This is a genomic window from Polaromonas sp. (assembly GCF_030689685.1).
In the GTDB taxonomy this organism is placed as follows: Bacteria; Pseudomonadota; Gammaproteobacteria; order Burkholderiales; family Burkholderiaceae_C; genus Polaromonas.
Genome location: NZ_JAUYEY010000049.1, coordinates 1 through 15,175 on the forward strand (window position 1 = coordinate 1; position 15,175 = coordinate 15,175).

General features: G+C 53.4%; 22 protein-coding genes, 1 tRNA gene and 1 pseudogene. All 24 read left to right on the forward strand.

Annotated elements, in window-relative coordinates:
* Nucleotides 1-316 precede the first annotated feature (316 nt).
* On the forward strand, nucleotides 317-685 hold the full coding sequence (gene rplN, locus Q8O29_RS11995; RefSeq protein WP_007869247.1) for a 50S ribosomal protein L14: 369 nt from the start codon (nucleotides 317-319) through the stop codon (nucleotides 683-685).
* Nucleotides 686-694: 9 nt separating this feature from the next.
* Nucleotides 695-1,015: a 50S ribosomal protein L24 gene (gene rplX / locus Q8O29_RS12000; protein WP_305563081.1), complete on the forward strand. Its 321-nt coding sequence runs from the start codon at nucleotides 695-697 to the stop codon at nucleotides 1,013-1,015.
* A gap of 1 nt (nucleotide 1,016) precedes the next feature.
* A complete protein-coding gene (gene rplE, locus Q8O29_RS12005; protein ID WP_305563116.1) occupies nucleotides 1,017-1,556 on the forward strand; it encodes a 50S ribosomal protein L5 in 540 nt (179 codons plus the stop codon).
* A 7-nt stretch (nucleotides 1,557-1,563) separates the two neighbouring features.
* A complete protein-coding gene (rpsN, locus tag Q8O29_RS12010) occupies nucleotides 1,564-1,869 on the forward strand; it encodes a 30S ribosomal protein S14 (RefSeq protein ID WP_305563083.1) in 306 nt (101 codons plus the stop codon).
* An 18-nt stretch (nucleotides 1,870-1,887) separates the two neighbouring features.
* Nucleotides 1,888-2,283, forward strand: coding sequence for a 30S ribosomal protein S8 (gene rpsH / locus Q8O29_RS12015; RefSeq protein WP_077592483.1), 396 nt, complete (start codon nucleotides 1,888-1,890; stop codon nucleotides 2,281-2,283).
* Between the two features lie 24 nt (nucleotides 2,284-2,307).
* Nucleotides 2,308-2,841: a 50S ribosomal protein L6 gene (gene rplF, locus Q8O29_RS12020; protein WP_305563086.1), complete on the forward strand. Its 534-nt coding sequence runs from the start codon at nucleotides 2,308-2,310 to the stop codon at nucleotides 2,839-2,841.
* A gap of 11 nt (nucleotides 2,842-2,852) precedes the next feature.
* The gene (rplR, locus tag Q8O29_RS12025) at nucleotides 2,853-3,218 is read left to right on the forward strand and encodes a 50S ribosomal protein L18 (RefSeq protein ID WP_305563088.1); all 366 of its coding nucleotides are present in this window, start codon (nucleotides 2,853-2,855) and stop codon (nucleotides 3,216-3,218) included.
* A 17-nt stretch (nucleotides 3,219-3,235) separates the two neighbouring features.
* A complete protein-coding gene (rpsE, locus tag Q8O29_RS12030; protein ID WP_305563090.1) occupies nucleotides 3,236-3,754 on the forward strand; it encodes a 30S ribosomal protein S5 in 519 nt (172 codons plus the stop codon).
* A gap of 10 nt (nucleotides 3,755-3,764) precedes the next feature.
* Nucleotides 3,765-3,947, forward strand: coding sequence for a 50S ribosomal protein L30 (gene rpmD, locus Q8O29_RS12035; protein ID WP_077592479.1), 183 nt, complete (start codon nucleotides 3,765-3,767; stop codon nucleotides 3,945-3,947).
* Nucleotides 3,948-3,959: 12 nt separating this feature from the next.
* Nucleotides 3,960-4,391: a 50S ribosomal protein L15 gene (gene rplO, locus Q8O29_RS12040; RefSeq protein ID WP_305563093.1), complete on the forward strand. Its 432-nt coding sequence runs from the start codon at nucleotides 3,960-3,962 to the stop codon at nucleotides 4,389-4,391.
* A gap of 23 nt (nucleotides 4,392-4,414) precedes the next feature.
* Nucleotides 4,415-5,734: a preprotein translocase subunit SecY gene (secY, locus tag Q8O29_RS12045; RefSeq protein ID WP_305563095.1), complete on the forward strand. Its 1,320-nt coding sequence runs from the start codon at nucleotides 4,415-4,417 to the stop codon at nucleotides 5,732-5,734.
* A gap of 3 nt (nucleotides 5,735-5,737) precedes the next feature.
* On the forward strand, nucleotides 5,738-5,956 hold the full coding sequence (gene infA / locus Q8O29_RS12050) for a translation initiation factor IF-1 (protein ID WP_007869286.1): 219 nt from the start codon (nucleotides 5,738-5,740) through the stop codon (nucleotides 5,954-5,956).
* A 28-nt stretch (nucleotides 5,957-5,984) separates the two neighbouring features.
* Nucleotides 5,985-6,098, forward strand: a complete 114-nt coding sequence (rpmJ, locus tag Q8O29_RS12055) for a 50S ribosomal protein L36 (protein WP_188709717.1) — start codon at nucleotides 5,985-5,987, stop codon at nucleotides 6,096-6,098.
* A gap of 24 nt (nucleotides 6,099-6,122) precedes the next feature.
* Complete coding sequence (gene rpsM / locus Q8O29_RS12060; RefSeq protein WP_188709716.1) at nucleotides 6,123-6,488, forward strand: 30S ribosomal protein S13; 366 nt, start codon at nucleotides 6,123-6,125, stop codon at nucleotides 6,486-6,488.
* 17 nt (nucleotides 6,489-6,505) lie between these two features.
* Entirely contained in the window at nucleotides 6,506-6,910 is a 405-nt protein-coding gene (rpsK, locus tag Q8O29_RS12065; protein ID WP_077592475.1) for a 30S ribosomal protein S11, read from the forward strand.
* Nucleotides 6,911-7,039: 129 nt separating this feature from the next.
* Nucleotides 7,040-7,663, forward strand: coding sequence for a 30S ribosomal protein S4 (gene rpsD / locus Q8O29_RS12070; RefSeq protein ID WP_305563101.1), 624 nt, complete (start codon nucleotides 7,040-7,042; stop codon nucleotides 7,661-7,663).
* Nucleotides 7,664-7,758: 95 nt separating this feature from the next.
* The gene (gene rpoA, locus Q8O29_RS12075) at nucleotides 7,759-8,748 is read left to right on the forward strand and encodes a DNA-directed RNA polymerase subunit alpha (RefSeq protein WP_077592473.1); all 990 of its coding nucleotides are present in this window, start codon (nucleotides 7,759-7,761) and stop codon (nucleotides 8,746-8,748) included.
* An 84-nt stretch (nucleotides 8,749-8,832) separates the two neighbouring features.
* A complete protein-coding gene (rplQ, locus tag Q8O29_RS12080; RefSeq protein WP_305563104.1) occupies nucleotides 8,833-9,234 on the forward strand; it encodes a 50S ribosomal protein L17 in 402 nt (133 codons plus the stop codon).
* An 18-nt stretch (nucleotides 9,235-9,252) separates the two neighbouring features.
* Nucleotides 9,253-9,329: transfer RNA gene (locus tag Q8O29_RS12085), tRNA-Met, on the forward strand.
* Between the two features lie 386 nt (nucleotides 9,330-9,715).
* Nucleotides 9,716-11,905 carry a type I secretion system permease/ATPase gene (locus Q8O29_RS12090; RefSeq protein WP_371134226.1) on the forward strand — a complete coding sequence of 730 codons (2,190 nt, stop codon included), beginning with the start codon at nucleotides 9,716-9,718 and terminating at the stop codon, nucleotides 11,903-11,905.
* The gene (locus Q8O29_RS12095) at nucleotides 11,902-13,317 is read left to right on the forward strand and encodes an HlyD family type I secretion periplasmic adaptor subunit (protein ID WP_305563108.1); all 1,416 of its coding nucleotides are present in this window, start codon (nucleotides 11,902-11,904) and stop codon (nucleotides 13,315-13,317) included. Before Q8O29_RS12090 ends, Q8O29_RS12095 begins: the two co-directional genes overlap by 4 nt.
* A gap of 60 nt (nucleotides 13,318-13,377) precedes the next feature.
* Complete coding sequence (locus Q8O29_RS12100) at nucleotides 13,378-13,971, forward strand: response regulator transcription factor (protein ID WP_305563110.1); 594 nt, start codon at nucleotides 13,378-13,380, stop codon at nucleotides 13,969-13,971.
* Between the two features lie 88 nt (nucleotides 13,972-14,059).
* Nucleotides 14,060-14,461 (forward strand): annotated as a pseudogene (locus Q8O29_RS20380) (retention module-containing protein); the annotation flags it as partial.
* Between the two features lie 189 nt (nucleotides 14,462-14,650).
* A partial coding sequence (locus Q8O29_RS12110) for a VCBS domain-containing protein (protein WP_305563114.1) occupies nucleotides 14,651-15,175 on the forward strand: 525 nt, incomplete at its 3' end.

Here is a 15,175-nt window from a genome sequence, read left to right on the forward strand (position 1 = left end):
GCTGGGACTCATCCATGTTGATCACCATTCTTGGGATGATCAACCCACTCACCAAAAGTCACCTCAAATTACGGCTTCAGGCTCATTCCTGATTGGAAATACAGGCCTCTGCTCAGGCTCATACCACGTTGGAAAAGGCTAGGTGTTGACAAGATCGCGCAATTTGCTCATAATCGTGGGCTTCGCTGTAAAAAGCTGAGAATTCTGCCTAACGGAAGCATTGCAAGTGGTTTGCGATGTGGACGACGGGCCCAAGACTGACTGGCAAGTCTTCCCGCAAGGGAAAAGGCGCCGGTGCAAGTTGGGACTAATTTAAATGATTCAAACGCAATCCAAACTCGATGTTGCTGACAACACGGGTGCCAAATCCGTGATGTGCATCAAGGTACTGGGCGGATCCAAGCGCCGGTACGCCAGCGTTGGTGATGTCATCAAGGTGAGTATCAAAGAAGCCGCTCCGCGTGGCCGCGTCAAAAAAGGCGAGGTTTACAGTGCTGTGGTCGTTCGCACCGCCAAGGGTATCCGCCGCGGTGATGGCTCGCTCGTCAAATTCGATGGCAACGCAGCTGTGTTGCTCAACGCCAAGCTGGAGCCTATCGGCACCCGCATCTTCGGACCGGTCACGCGCGAATTGCGCACCGAAAAGTTCATGAAGATCGTGTCCCTGGCTCCTGAAGTTCTGTAAGGACACGTCATGAACAAGATTCGCAAGGGCGATCAAATCATCGTCATCGCAGGCCGAGACAAAGGCAAACGCGGCAAGATCTCGCTACGCAAGGATGACAGCTATGTGCTGGTTGAGGGTATTAATCTGGTGAAAAAACACACCAAGCCCAACCCCCTCAAGGGCACCACCGGTGGCATCGTTGAAAAAAACATGCCGATTCACCAATCCAATGTCGCGATTTTCAACGCGGCGACGGGTAAGGCGGATCGTGTTGGCATCAAGCTTCTGGATGACGGCAAAAAAATGCGCGTCTTCAAGTCCAGCGGCGAAGAAATTAAGGCTGCATAAAATGGCACGCTTACAACAGCAATTCCGCGAAAAAATCGCACCCGCGCTGATTGAAAAGTTCGGCTACACCTCGCCGATGCAGGTGCCCCGCATCACCAAGATTACGCTCAACATGGGCGTGAGTGAGGCGGTGGCCGACAAGAAGGTGATGGATCACGCAGTCAGTGACATGACCAAAATCGCCGGGCAAAAGCCGGTGGTTACCAAGGCCAAGAAGGCTATCGCCGGTTTCAAAATCCGTGAAGACCTTCCCATTGGCTGCATGGTCACGCTGCGTGGCGTGCAGATGTATGAGTTCCTTGATCGTTTCGTGACGGTGGCTCTGCCCCGCGTCCGCGACTTCCGGGGGATCTCCGGTCGGGCCTTTGATGGCCGTGGCAACTACAACATCGGCGTGAAAGAGCAGATCATTTTCCCTGAGATAGAGTACGACAAGGTTGACGCCTTGCGCGGTCTCAATATCAGCATCACCACCACGGCTAAGACCGACGAAGAGTGCAAGGCGCTCCTCACCGGCTTCCGTTTTCCGTTCAAGAACTGAGGCGGACATGGCAAAACAGGCTTTATTGCAACGTGAACTGAAGCGCGAGAAACTCGCCGCCAAGTTCGCCAAGAAATACGCAGAACTTAAAGCAACGTCCAATGACGCCAAGCGCTCCGGTGAAGAGCGCGCCCTGGCCCGTCTGGAGTTGCAAAAGCTGCCTCGCAATGCGAACCCGACGCGCCAGCGCAACCGCTGTGCCATTACGGGTCGCCCGCGCGGCACATTCCGTCAATTCGGCTTGGCTCGCGCCAAGATTCGTGAGTTGGCTTTTGCTGGTGATATCCCTGGTATCACCAAGGCAAGCTGGTAAGCATAGGAGAACTACAAAATGAGCATGAGTGATCCTATTGCCGACATGTTGACGCGCATCCGCAATGCACAAATGGTTGAAAAAGCCGTTGTGCTGGTGCCGTCTTCAAAAGTCAAAGTCGCTATTGCGCAGGTTTTGAAAGACGAGGGCTACATCGATGGCTTCTCTGTCAAGACCGACGATGGCAAGCCCCAGTTGGAAATCGCCCTGAAGTATTACGCGGGACGTCCGGTGATTGAGCGCATTGAGCGTGTCAGCCGCCCCGGTCTTCGCGTTTACAAAGGCCACGGCGCCATCCCCCAGGTCATGAACGGACTGGGTGTCGCCATTGTCACAACGCCCCAAGGCGTGATGACTGATCGCAAAGCGCGCGCTACCGGTATCGGTGGTGAAGTGCTCTGCTACGTGGCTTAACGGCGACATTGAGGAGTAACTGAAATGTCTCGTGTAGGAAAAATGCCGGTTGTCGTGCCCCAGGGCGTGGACGTGGCGATGAAAGACGACCAGATCAACGTTAAGGGTGCCCTCGGTGCCTTGGGCCTGACGCAAAATGCTTTGGTAACCATCAAAAACGATGCTGGCCGGTTGACTTTTGTGCCGGCCAATGACTCGCGCGAAGCCAATGCCATGAGCGGCACGATGCGTCAGCTCGTGAACAACATGGTGACGGGTGTGACCAAGGGCTTTGAGAAAAAGCTTAGCCTTGTTGGCGTGGGTTACAAGGCCCAGGCGCAGGGTGCCAAGTTGAATCTGACCGTCGGTTATTCGCACCCGGTGGTGATGGATATGCCTGCGGGTATCCAGGTTGCAACGCCTACGCCCACCGAGGTGGTGATCAAGGGTGCGGATCGTCAACGCGTCGGCCAGATTGCCGCCGAAGTTCGCGCGGTTCGTCCCCCCGAGCCTTACAAGGGCAAGGGCATCCGTTATGCGGATGAGAAGATCACGATCAAAGAAACCAAGAAGAAATAAGGAGCTGCACCATGTTGACCAAAAAAGAGCAGCGCCTTCGTCGTTCACGCCAGACCCGTATCCGCATTGCGACGCAAGGTGTTGCCCGTCTGACTGTGAATCGCACCAATTTGCATATTTACGCCAGTGTTATTTCTGGCGACGGCACCAAAATCCTGGCATCTGCCTCGACCGCAGAAGTCGAAGTCCGCAAGGATCTCGGCGCTTCGGGCAAAGGTGCAAACGTTGCTGCTGCGCAGGCCATTGGCAAGCGCATTGCTGAAAAGGCAAAAGCGGCAGGTGTGGAAAAAGTAGCGTTTGACCGCGCTGGCTTTGCGTACCATGGCCGCGTTAAAGCGCTGGCTGATGCGGCTCGCGAAGCTGGCTTGCAGTTCTAAGCAGACTGGAATTAAGTATGGCTAAATTTCAAGCAAAATCACAAAACGACGCTCCAGACGATGGTCTGAAGGAAAAGATGATCGCGGTTAACCGCGTGACCAAAGTTGTAAAAGGCGGCCGAATTCTCGGTTTTGCCGCGTTGACTGTGGTGGGTGATGGCGACGGTCGCGTCGGCATGGGCAAGGGCAAGTCGAAAGAAGTGCCGGCAGCTGTGCAAAAAGCCATGGAAGAAGCCCGTCGCAACATGACCAAGGTTTCGTTAAAGAACGGCACCATTCATCACAACGTTTTTGGCCACCACGGTGCTGCCAACGTCATGATGATGCCGGCTGCCAAAGGTACCGGCATCATTGCCGGTGGCCCGATGCGTGCTGTATTTGAAGTGATGGGCATCACCGACATCGTGGCAAAAAGCCACGGCTCCAGCAACCCTTACAACATGGTGCGCGCAACGATGGACGCGTTGAACAACTCCACCACCGCTTCGGACATCGCGGCCAAGCGTGGCAAATCAGTCGAAGACATCTTCGGCTAAGGCGGTACCAATGACGACAGAGAAAAAACTCACGGTGACCCTGGTTCGCAGCCCGATTGGCACCAAGGAATCCCATCGCGCTACCGTGCGCGGCCTGGGGCTTCGCGGCATCAATAGCAAGAGCGAGCTGCAGGACACGCCCGCGGTGCGCGGCATGATCAACAAGATCAGCTACCTGGTCAAGGTGCTGTAAGCGGAGCTTATGATGGAATTAAATGGAATCAAGCCTGCCGAAGGCGCAAAACATGCCAAACGCCGTGTCGGTCGCGGCATCGGTTCGGGGCTAGGCAAAACAGCCGGTCGCGGCCATAAAGGCCAGAAATCCCGCGCAGGTGGTTATCACAAGGTGGGTTTTGAAGGCGGGCAGATGCCTCTGCAGCGCCGCTTGCCAAAGCGCGGCTTCAAATCGCTACTGCTCAAGTTCAATGCCGAAGTCACACTGACTGCCCTGGAGCAACTCGGCCTGGCCGAAGTCGACTTGCTGACGCTCAAAACGGCGGGCCTCGTGGGTCAGCTCGTGAAGAACGTCAAGGTCATCAAGTCTGGCGCCCTCACGAAGGCAGTCAAACTAAATGGCATAGTCGCGACTGCGGGTGCCAAAACTGTGATCGAAGCCGCTGGCGGCGTGATCGCTTAAAACTTTTACACGGATAACGATCAGTGGCAACCAGCTCTGCACAAATTGCAAAAACCGGCAAGTTCGGTGATCTGCGCAACAGGCTTGTATTTTTACTGCTAGCGCTGGTGGTTTACCGTGTGGGCGCTCATATTCCAGTGCCGGGCATTGATCCCTCCCAATTGCAGCAACTTTTTCAAGGCCAGCAAGGGGGCATATTGAGCTTGTTCAATATGTTTTCCGGTGGCGCCTTGTCGCGGTTCACGGTGTTTGCGCTGGGAATCATGCCGTACATTTCGGCGTCGATCATCATGCAGCTGCTCACTTATGTCGTGCCGACATTCGAGCAGATGAAAAAGGAAGGCGAGGCTGGCCGCAGGAAGATTACCCAGTACACCCGTTACGGGACTCTGGGTCTCGCGCTGTTCCAGTCCATGGGTATTGCGATTGCGCTGGAAAGCTCGCCGGGTCTGGTGCTGGCGCCGGGCTTTGGTTTTAGGATGACTGCGGTAGTAAGTCTGACTGCCGGGACCATGTTCTTGATGTGGCTTGGGGAACAGATTACTGAACGTGGTTTGGGCAATGGGATTTCCATCATCATTTTTGCGGGTATTGCAGCTGGGTTGCCAAGTGCATTGGGCGGGCTGCTTGAATTGGTGCGCACCGGTGCCATGAGCATTCTGGTTGCCATCGTGATTGTGATCGTAGTCGCTCTGGTAACTTATTTTGTGGTGTTTGTGGAGCGGGGTCAGCGGAAGATTCTGGTCAATTACGCCAGGCGACAGGTCGGGAACAAGGTGTATGGCGGGCAGTCTTCCCATCTTCCACTGAAGCTCAACATGGCTGGCGTGATTCCTCCCATTTTCGCGTCCTCGATCATTCTGTTGCCTGCGACTGTTGTCGGCTGGTTCAGTGCTGGTGAGGACATGCGTTGGTTGAAGGATATTGCGGGGACGCTGACGCCGGGCCAGCCAATCTATGTATTGTTGTATGCGAGTGCGATCATATTTTTCTGTTTCTTTTACACCGCGCTCGTCTTCAACAGCCGAGAAACAGCGGACAACCTGAAGAAAAGTGGCGCATTTATTCCTGGCATACGTCCAGGTGATCAGACGGCGCGCTACATTGACAAAATCTTGGTGCGTTTGACGCTGGCCGGTGCCATTTATATTACCTTTGTGTGCCTGTTGCCGGAGTTTTTGATTTTGAAGTACAACGTCCCGTTCTATTTTGGCGGTACTTCCTTACTTATTATTGTAGTTGTGACCATGGATTTCATGGCGCAAGTACAGAACTACATGATGTCGCAACAGTACGAATCTCTGTTGAAGAAAGCAAATTTTAAGACCTCACCTGGTGGTTGATCGATGTCGAAAGATGATGTCATCCAGATGCAGGGGGAGGTCGTGGAGAATCTGCCCAACGCGACATTTCGCGTGAAGCTGGAAAATGGTCATGTCGTTTTGGGTCATATTTCAGGAAAAATGCGCATGCATTACATACGCATTCTTCCTGGTGACAAGGTAACGGTTGAGTTAACGCCCTACGATTTGTCGCGGGCACGCATCGTGTTTCGCGCCAAGTAAGCGCAGTTCAGAAGTCTAGGAGAAATAAATGAGAGTTTCAGCTTCGGTTAAGAAAATTTGCCGCAACTGTAAAATTATCCGTCGCAAGGGCGTTGTACGCGTGATCTGCGCGGACCCACGTCACAAGCAGCGCCAAGGCTGATTTCAAGAGTTTTAGAGGACGCACATGGCTCGTATAGCTGGTATCAATATTCCGCCTCAGCAGCATGCCGAAATCGGCTTGACTGCTATTTTCGGCATCGGCCGCACTCGTGCCCGCAAGATTTGCGAAGCATGTGACATTGCGTATTCCAAGAAGGTCAAAGACCTCTCAGACGGTGATCTTGAGAAAATTCGCGATCAGATCGCGCAATTCACCATTGAAGGTGACCTGCGTCGTGAAACCACGATGAATATCAAGCGCCTGATGGATATCGGTTGCTACCGTGGTTTTCGTCACCGTCGTGGCTTGCCCATGCGCGGTCAGCGCACGCGTACCAACGCACGCACCCGCAAGGGCCCACGCAAGGCCGCCGCGTCCTTGAAGAAATAATTGAGTAAGAGGTAGTTATGGCAAAAGCCCCCAGCAGTAACGCAGCACAACGCGTTCGCAAAAAAGTACGTAAAAATGTTGCCGACGGTGTCGCCCACGTTCATGCGTCCTTTAACAACACCATCATTACAATCACAGATCGTCAGGGCAATGCATTGTCTTGGGCTTCTTCTGGCGGTCAGGGTTTTAAAGGATCGCGCAAATCGACGCCTTTTGCAGCCCAGGTTGCTTCAGAGGTCGCTGGCCGCGCCGCTATTGAACAAGGCATCAAGAATCTTGATGTTGAAATCAAAGGTCCTGGCCCAGGACGCGAATCTTCTGTTAGGGCTCTTGCAGCGCTTGGCATCCGGATCAATTCGATTGCCGACGTGACGCCAGTTCCCCACAACGGTTGCCGTCCTCAGAAGCGTCGCCGTATTTAAGTTGAGTTGTCGGAGCTGGAGGGCATGGCCTCTCCAGGTGCTGAAAACATTTTTATCAAAGCCCACCGCCGTTAGGTTTACGCCGAAGGCTCCTGCAATCTATTGCAGCAGATGACATAAGGAATTCAAGTGGCACGTTATCTCGGCCCCAAGGCCAAACTATCCCGTCGTGAAGGTACAGACTTGTTCCTGAAGAGCGCTCGACGCGCGATCGGTGACAAGGCAAAGTTTGACTCGAAGCCTGGGCAACACGGCCGAACTTCAGGCACGCGCACATCGGATTTTGGCCTCCAGCTACGCGAGAAGCAAAAAGTTAAGCGTATGTATGGCGTTCTTGAAAAACAGTTCCGCCGCTATTTCGAAGAGGCTGATCGTCGCAAGGGCAATACGGGTGCCAACCTGTTGTTCATCCTGGAGTCACGGCTTGACAACGTCGTTTATCGCATGGGCTTTGGTTCCACGCGCGCCGAAGCTCGCCAGCTAGTGTCGCACAAGGCCATTACCGTCAATGGTAGCTCGGTCAATATTCCGTCTTGCATGGTCAAGATGGGTGATGTGATTGCTGTGCGCGACAAGTCCAAGAAGCAAACTCGTGTGACGGAAGCGCTGCAGTTGGCTCTACAGGTCGGTTTGCCGGCATGGGTTGACGTCAGTATTGACAAGGGTGAAGGCATTTTCAAGAAGGTGCCTGATCGCGACGAGTTTGCCGCTGACGTCAACGAGTCGTTGATTGTCGAACTGTATTCACGTTAATTTTCGTTCCTGCGTTTACGGGGCACTGTAATCGCAGGGTCGCTTCACCCGGCCTTATCGGTGTAACGAGCCGAGGGCATTGAGAGGAAGAATGCATGCAAACAAATCTACTTAAACCAAAAACCATCAACGTCGAGCAGCTTGCCGCCAATCGCGCTAAAGTGACCTTGGAGCCGTTTGAGCGCGGCTATGGTCATACGCTTGGTAATGCGCTGCGTCGCGTCTTGCTGTCATCCATGGTTGGACACGCCGCCACGGAAGTCACTATTGCAGGCGTTCTGCACGAATACTCATCCATTGACGGTGTTCAGGAAGATGTTGTCAATATTCTCCTGAACCTCAAGGGCGTAGTCTTCAAGCTTCACAATCGTGATGAGGTTACGCTGAGCTTGCGTAAAGATGGGGAAGGCCCTGTTACTGCCGCTGACATTCAGACGCCACACGACGTAGAAATTATCAATCCTGAACATGTCATCGTTAATTTGTCGCACGGCGGCAAGATCGATATGCAGATCAAGGTTGAAAACGGTCGTGGTTATGTCCCAGGCACCATGCGCCGCTATGGTGACGAGTCGACCAAGTCGATCGGCCGAATTGTCCTTGATGCATCTTTCTCGCCCGTCAAGCGTGTGAGTTATACAGTCGAAAGTGCCCGCGTCGAGCAAAGGACAGACCTGGACAAGCTAGTCCTGGAGATTGAGACAAACGGCGCGGTGACTGCTGAGGATGCGGTTCGTGCATCGGCCAAAATCCTGGTAGAGCAACTTGCAGTATTTGCACAGCTCGAAGGTAACGAACTTGCAGCGTTTGACGCGCCAGTTCAGCGCAGTTCGCAGCAGTTTGATCCTATCTTGCTGCGTCCCGTTGACGAACTGGAACTCACGGTGCGTTCTGCCAACTGTTTGAAGGCAGAAAACATTTACTACATTGGCGATCTGATTCAGCGCACGGAGAACGAGCTTCTCAAAACGCCGAATCTGGGGCGCAAATCGTTGAATGAAATCAAGGAGGTACTGGCATCGCGCGGCCTGACCCTCGGTATGCGTTTGGAAAGCTGGCCACCAGCGGGACTCGATAAGCGTTAATTAAACATAGCCTCTCATTGAGAGGTGCAGTGCACGGGCAGTACCTGATACGGCTGGCCGAAATATAAATGAAAGGAAAGCACCATGCGCCACGGACACGGACTTCGTAAACTTAACCGGACCAGCTCTCACAGGCTGGCCATGCTTCGCAACATGATGAATTCTTTGATTCAACATGAAGTGATCAAAACAACATTACCCAAGGCAAAAGAGCTGCGCCGGGTGGTGGAGCCGATGATCACTTTGGCCAAAGAGCCTACCCTCGCGAACAAGCGACTTGCTTTTGATCGTCTGCGTGATCGGGACATGGTTGTGAAGCTGTTTGCCGAACTCGGCCCTCGCTACAAGGCCCGTCCTGGCGGATATACACGCATTCTGAAAATGGGATTTCGCGTGGGTGACAACGCGCCCATGGCTTTGGTTGAGCTCGTGGATCGGCCAGAAGTAGTTGAAGACAAAAATACCGACACTGCGAAAGCAGAATAGAGTACAATTAAAACTTATCGCGCGGTGGAGCAGCCTGGTAGCTCGTTGGGCTCATAACCCAAAGGTCGTAAGTTCAAATCTTGCCCGCGCAACCAAATGCCTATGTCGGAACTGCCGACAATAAAACGCCCGCTTCCATGTGGGCGTTTTAGTTTTCATTTGGCATTTCTGCTCAAGTTGTGACTTTGTTTTAGTGACCTTGCCCCTGTTGTCCGTACTCCATAGGCTGCCCATTATGCGGGCTTCCTGTTTTGCTGCTAATCCTAAAGCTTTTGGGTTCGATTTATCAATCATCAGCGCTTGCGGTGAGGGCAAGTGGTTTAATATTTGACTGTCACTGGAGTGGTGAAAAAGCAATAAATCGGGATACATGACTTCAAAATATTGTGGCAAGTGCTTGATTAAATTAAAATTAATTACGCCCTAAGGAGGCTTCTAATTTTAGGTTAGCCAATCCTTAAGATCAATAACAATGAGTGATATGAACGTGCCGTTTCAAGCAAGTGCCAAAAGCGAAGCAAGTCATTTGGCTCAAGGCTTGCGAGAGGACTTACTTCATCACGATCCATTGCTTGATTGCTTGGTGGAATTGACCCGCATACATGGTCGACCCAGCACTCGTGCCGCTTTATCTGCTGGCCTTCCGCTACCCAAGTCAGGGTTGCCGCCAACGTTGTTCGCTCGGGCTGCCGCGCGTGCTGGTTTGTCATGCAAAATATTACGGCGACCGCTTGAAAAAATAGATGCGGCCTTGTTGCCGGTGGTCCTTCTTTTGGAGGGCGATGGAGCGTGCCTTTTATTGGGATGGGATGAAAAGGGGGAGGTGGCAAATCTGCTTTTCCCCGAGGCGGGACAAGGCGTGGTGGTTCTTCGGCGCGAAGAGTTGCTTGGCCGGTATGTAGGCATCGCGATATTTTCGCGACCGAATTTCCGGTTCGACCAGCGGACGCCCGAACTTTCTACTACCTCTCAGCGTCACTGGTTCTGGGGCGCTTTTCGCGATCAGATTCCGCTTTACCGGGACATTCTGGCCGCAGCGCTGCTCATAAATTTGTTCGCGCTAGCGGTGCCGCTGTTTTCGATGAATATTTATGACCGCGTAGTACCTAACTTTGCGGTAGAGACCCTTTGGATGCTGGCATTCGGGTTGTTGCTCGTACTTGTGATTGATTACTTCCTTCGCGTTATGCGAGGATACTTTGTGGACTTGGCCGGCTCGCGCATTGATCTCAAGCTTTCTACTCTGATCATGGAGCGGGTACTGGGAATGCGGCTATCAGAGCGGCCTGCCTCTGTCGGTTCGTATGCTGCTACCCTGCGCTCCTTTGAGTCAGTGCGAGACTTCATCGCGTCAGCCACGGTTACTGCGGTTGTGGACCTGCCATTTGGTCTCCTCTTTTTCTTTGTGCTCGGCTGGATTTCCTGGCCTCTTGTGATCCCTCCGCTTATCGGTGTTATTTTGGTGGTTATCTACAGCTACATCGTCCAGCACAAAATGCACGAGCTGTCAGAAACCACGTTCAGAGCCGCTGCGATGCGAAACGCAACTCTCGTGGAGACGCTCACGGCCATGGAGGCCATCAAGGCCCACGGTGCAGAAAGTCAGATGCAATCTAAACTTGAAGACACTGCGTCCTTCTTGGCTCGAGTTAGCGCTCAGCTACGTTTGTTGTCATCATCTGTGATTAATGGTGTTTCAACCCTCCAGCAACTGGTCAATATTACGATAATCGTCGCCGGCGTTTATTTGATTCACGCAGGTATGTTGACCATGGGAGGGCTGGTGGCTGCGACCATGCTGTCAGGACGAGCCATGGCGCCTTTGGGGCAAATTGTCGCGCTGCTGATGCAATATCAGAATGCCAGAACAGCATTGTCCTCGCTTGAGGACACTATGAAAAAACCTGGAGAGCGTTCTGGCGAAACGAATTTTGTTCACCGGCCTGATTTGGCAGGGGAAATTGTATTTGACAATGTGCACTTCAGTTATCCAGGGCGAACGCAGGAGGCATTGCGGGGCGTTTCTTTCAGAATAAAGCCTGGTGAGAATGTGGTCGTGATCGGCCGGGTCGGCTCGGGAAAAACTACCCTGCAAAGGCTGGTGCTCGGACTTTATACCCCGACTGAAGGTGCCATCACTATGGATGGGATTGACCTTAGGCAGCTTGATCCTGCTGACTTGCGCCGTAACGTCGGTTATGTTGAGCAAGACGCCATGCTCTTCTATGGGACCCTGCGCGACAACATCGCTATTGCGGCGCCCTATGCTGATGACGGTGCCATTCTCGCAGCTGCCGAAGTCGGTGGTTTGATTGAATTTGCGAATCGCCACCCTCAGGGCTTTGACATGATCATCGGCGAACGGGGAGAATCGTTGTCGGGGGGGCAGCGCCAAGGGGTAGCTATTGCCAGGGCGGCTTTGCTTGAGCCGCCTGTTCTGTTGCTGGATGAGCCAACGGGGGCCATGGATTTTTCTTCCGAAGCGCAGTTTAAAGAGCGGTTGCGTAGCTATGCAAAGCACAAGACGATGATTGTGGTGACACACCGAAATACGCTACTGGACTTGGCGGATCGGATCATTGTGATTGACGAGGGCCGAATTGTTGCCGATGGACCCTATGAGCAGGTTATCGAGGCGCTGAAGGCAGGGCGCATTGGAAAAGCCTCATGAAGCCTCGCTGGATAACCTGGGCCCGTCCTCTAGTCGCGATTTTGGAGGCAATTAGGCGGACTTTGCAGCCTCGACTGGATCGTACGCTCGCGTCATGGCGCCAAGACGACGGACGGATGGATGCTGGGTTTAGTGGGGACGCGGATCGCGCCATATTGGATCAGGAGCCATTGCGTGCTCGTTTACTTGTCAATAGTCTTGGTATTGTTCTTGTTCTAGCGATTTTGTGGGCAGGGCTGTCAGAAATCGACGAAATTACAAAAGGCGAAGGCAAAGTCATTCCGTCTAAACAGTTGCAGATCATGCAAAGTTTGGATGGGGGTGTGGTTTCTGAGATTCTGGTTCAGGAGGGACAAGTTGTTGAACCTGGACAGATTTTGGTGAATATCGACACCACACGTTTTGATTCTTCCGTTAAGGAAAATCGTGTTCAGTATCTGGCGCTGCTGGCCAGGGCGGCACGGGTGCGGGCCCTTGCTGAGGGCGTGCCTTTTGTACCGCCGCCTGAAGCGGTTGCTGATGCTCCGAAGACGGTTGAAGAGGAGTTGCGGGCTTACGAGGCAAGTACTTCGACATTGAATGCGCAGTTGTCAATTGCACAGCAGCAGCTAGCCCAGCGCCAGCAAGAGCTTGTTGAGATGCGCGCCAAGCGAGAGCAGGCTTCCCGTGCGTACGATTTGACGGCCAAGGAATTGGGATATACACGGCCATTGTTGAAAGATGGGGCGGTATCGGAAGTTGAGCTATTGAGACTAGAGCGTGAAACAGGGCGTTTCTTGGGGGAGCGTGAGATGGCGTCCGCCCAAATATCAAAAACACAATCAGCCATTGTTGAGGCTTCGCGCAAGATTCAAGAAATTACTTTGAACTTCCAAAGTGAGGCGCGTAAAGAATTATCGGAGACGCTGGCAAAACTCAACGTCAGTTCAGCTAGCGGTGTTGGACTTGCTGACAAGGTGGATAAGTCTTCTTTGAGGTCGCCCGTTAGGGGGACGGTGAAGCGTCTTTTGGTCAATACCGTAGGCGGCGTGGTTCAGCCTGGAAGGGACATCATTGAGATTGTGCCTCTCGAAGAGAACTTGCTTTTGGAGGCAAAAGTTTTACCGAAAGACATTGCCTTCTTGCGCCCCGGAGATCGAGCCTTGGTGAAATTTACGGCGTATGACTTCTCCATTTATGGTGGTCTTGAGGCTAAGCTGGAATTCATTGGTGCCGACTCTGTAACTGATGAGCGCGGTAACACCTTCTATACGGTACGTGTCCGCACTGAAAAATCCAAGCTGGGCGAGGGCCTTCCCATAATCCCAGGAATGGTGGCGGAAGTAGATATTATTACTGGGCAAAAATCGATTCTGTCGTATATCCTAAAACCTGTTTTAAAGGCGAAGCAGGCAGCCTTTACCGAGCGCTAGATCGAGACATCAGTGGGAAATCAGGAGTTTGTGCATTTGTTTCTTTGCTCGCATGGCCGCATGCTCCCTCGCTGGAGTGAAGCATTTCAGGAGGGGCGGGCTGGAAAAATACACACAACAAGAGTGGGTGCGAAGTTCGACGTCGTCGATATCATTTGGTTGCGTTTGGAGCCGGAGTTGCCTGTGGCCATGCAAATTGAACGACTGGCACCGAAATTGAGGCTGATTCCCTGCGTGGTATTGAGTGATCGGCCCACTGATGAGGAGGCTCTCGCCGCCTTTGCTGCTGGTGCTAGAGGCTATTGCAACACGCATGCTGCGGCGCAAATGCTAATCCAAATAGCCGCAGTTGTGCTCCAAGGCGGGCTCTGGATTGGCGAGTCACTAATGCAAAGGCTGGTCAGTGCCACCAGCCGACTTCAAGCGCTTTCTTCTACTGCTGCGACAGAAAAGAACGAAACTTGGTCAAAAACTCTGACAGATCGGGAGGAACAGGTCGCCAGAACGCTTGCTGGAGGCGCTAGCAACAAGGAAATCGCAAGGGCGTTGGGTATTACAGATCGAACCGTCAAAGCTCATGTTGGCGCTATCCTTGAAAAACTCCAGGTTCGAGACCGTCTTCAGCTATCACTCATAGTCAATAGGCGTGGCTGAGTGCCGCTCCTAGTACCTCAGTACAGTTTCTCTGACTGGATAACCGAGGTACATTGAAGCCAGTGTGGTAACTCCGTCTGGATTTTCAATGGCTAACGAAACCAAAGTTGTCGGTAATGTGGTCGTGATTGAAGGCGTTGCCTTTGCTCAAAACAAAGAGGGGGTACAGCGCCAACTCCGGTTTGGTGATCCGGTGTTTGAAGGTGAAGTTCTCGTTACGGCCACTGGCGGGCGCGTGGAGCTGGCGTTTGATCAAGGGGGTAAGTTTCTTCTTCGTTCCAAAGAAACAGTCACGCTAGATTCGACGGTGTTCGATAACTTATTGCCCGATGGCAATAGTGGCGCTCTTCTGCCGCAGATTGGAGAGCTCACAAGCATTATCAATGCGATAAGCGAGGGAAGTAGCCTTGACAGGCTTTTGCAGGAAACATCCTCAGGAGTCGGGTCTGCGCCTAGCGTCAGTGGCAACAGCATCCGGCCAGATGATGGTAATAGCTTTGTGCGGCTAATACGGATAGCTGAGGCACTTGCTCCATTGACCTATGAATACACTTCTCTCGAGCGGCATTCCGTTGAGTATTCGCCTACAGGCGGCGGACGTTCTACCAACACCGCTGGCGTTCCTGATATTGGTGATGAGATAGCTGTTGATCGTACGTCGAGAGAAAATTTCCCGGGGTTGACGCCCACATCCACATCCGCGTCTACGTCTACGTCTACGCCCAAGACGACCAACGACGTGCCAGTGGTGGCGGCGGCGGACGTGACCGGCGCGGTGACCGAGCTGGTGACGGCGACGGGCAATTTGACGGATACGGGCACGATCAGCTTTAGCGACGCCGACACGGCCGACACGCACAGCGTGACGGTGGTGGCCAGCGGCACGCCGCTGGGCACGCTGACGGCCAGCGTGGTGGGCGGGGCGATCAGCTGGAGCTACAGCGTTGCGGCCTCTGCGATGGAATACCTTGCCAAGGATGCGACAAAAGTCGAGAGTTACACGCTGACCCTGAGCGATGGCCAGGGCGGCACGGTAGACCGGGTGGTGAACGTGACGATCACCGGGACCAACGACGGCCCGGTGGCCGTGGCCGACAGCGGCATCGCCGTCGAAGCCGGCACCGGCGCTGGCAGCAACGCGACCGGCAACGTCTTGACGAACGACACCGACGTGGACACGGCCGACAGCAAAGCGGTGTCGGCG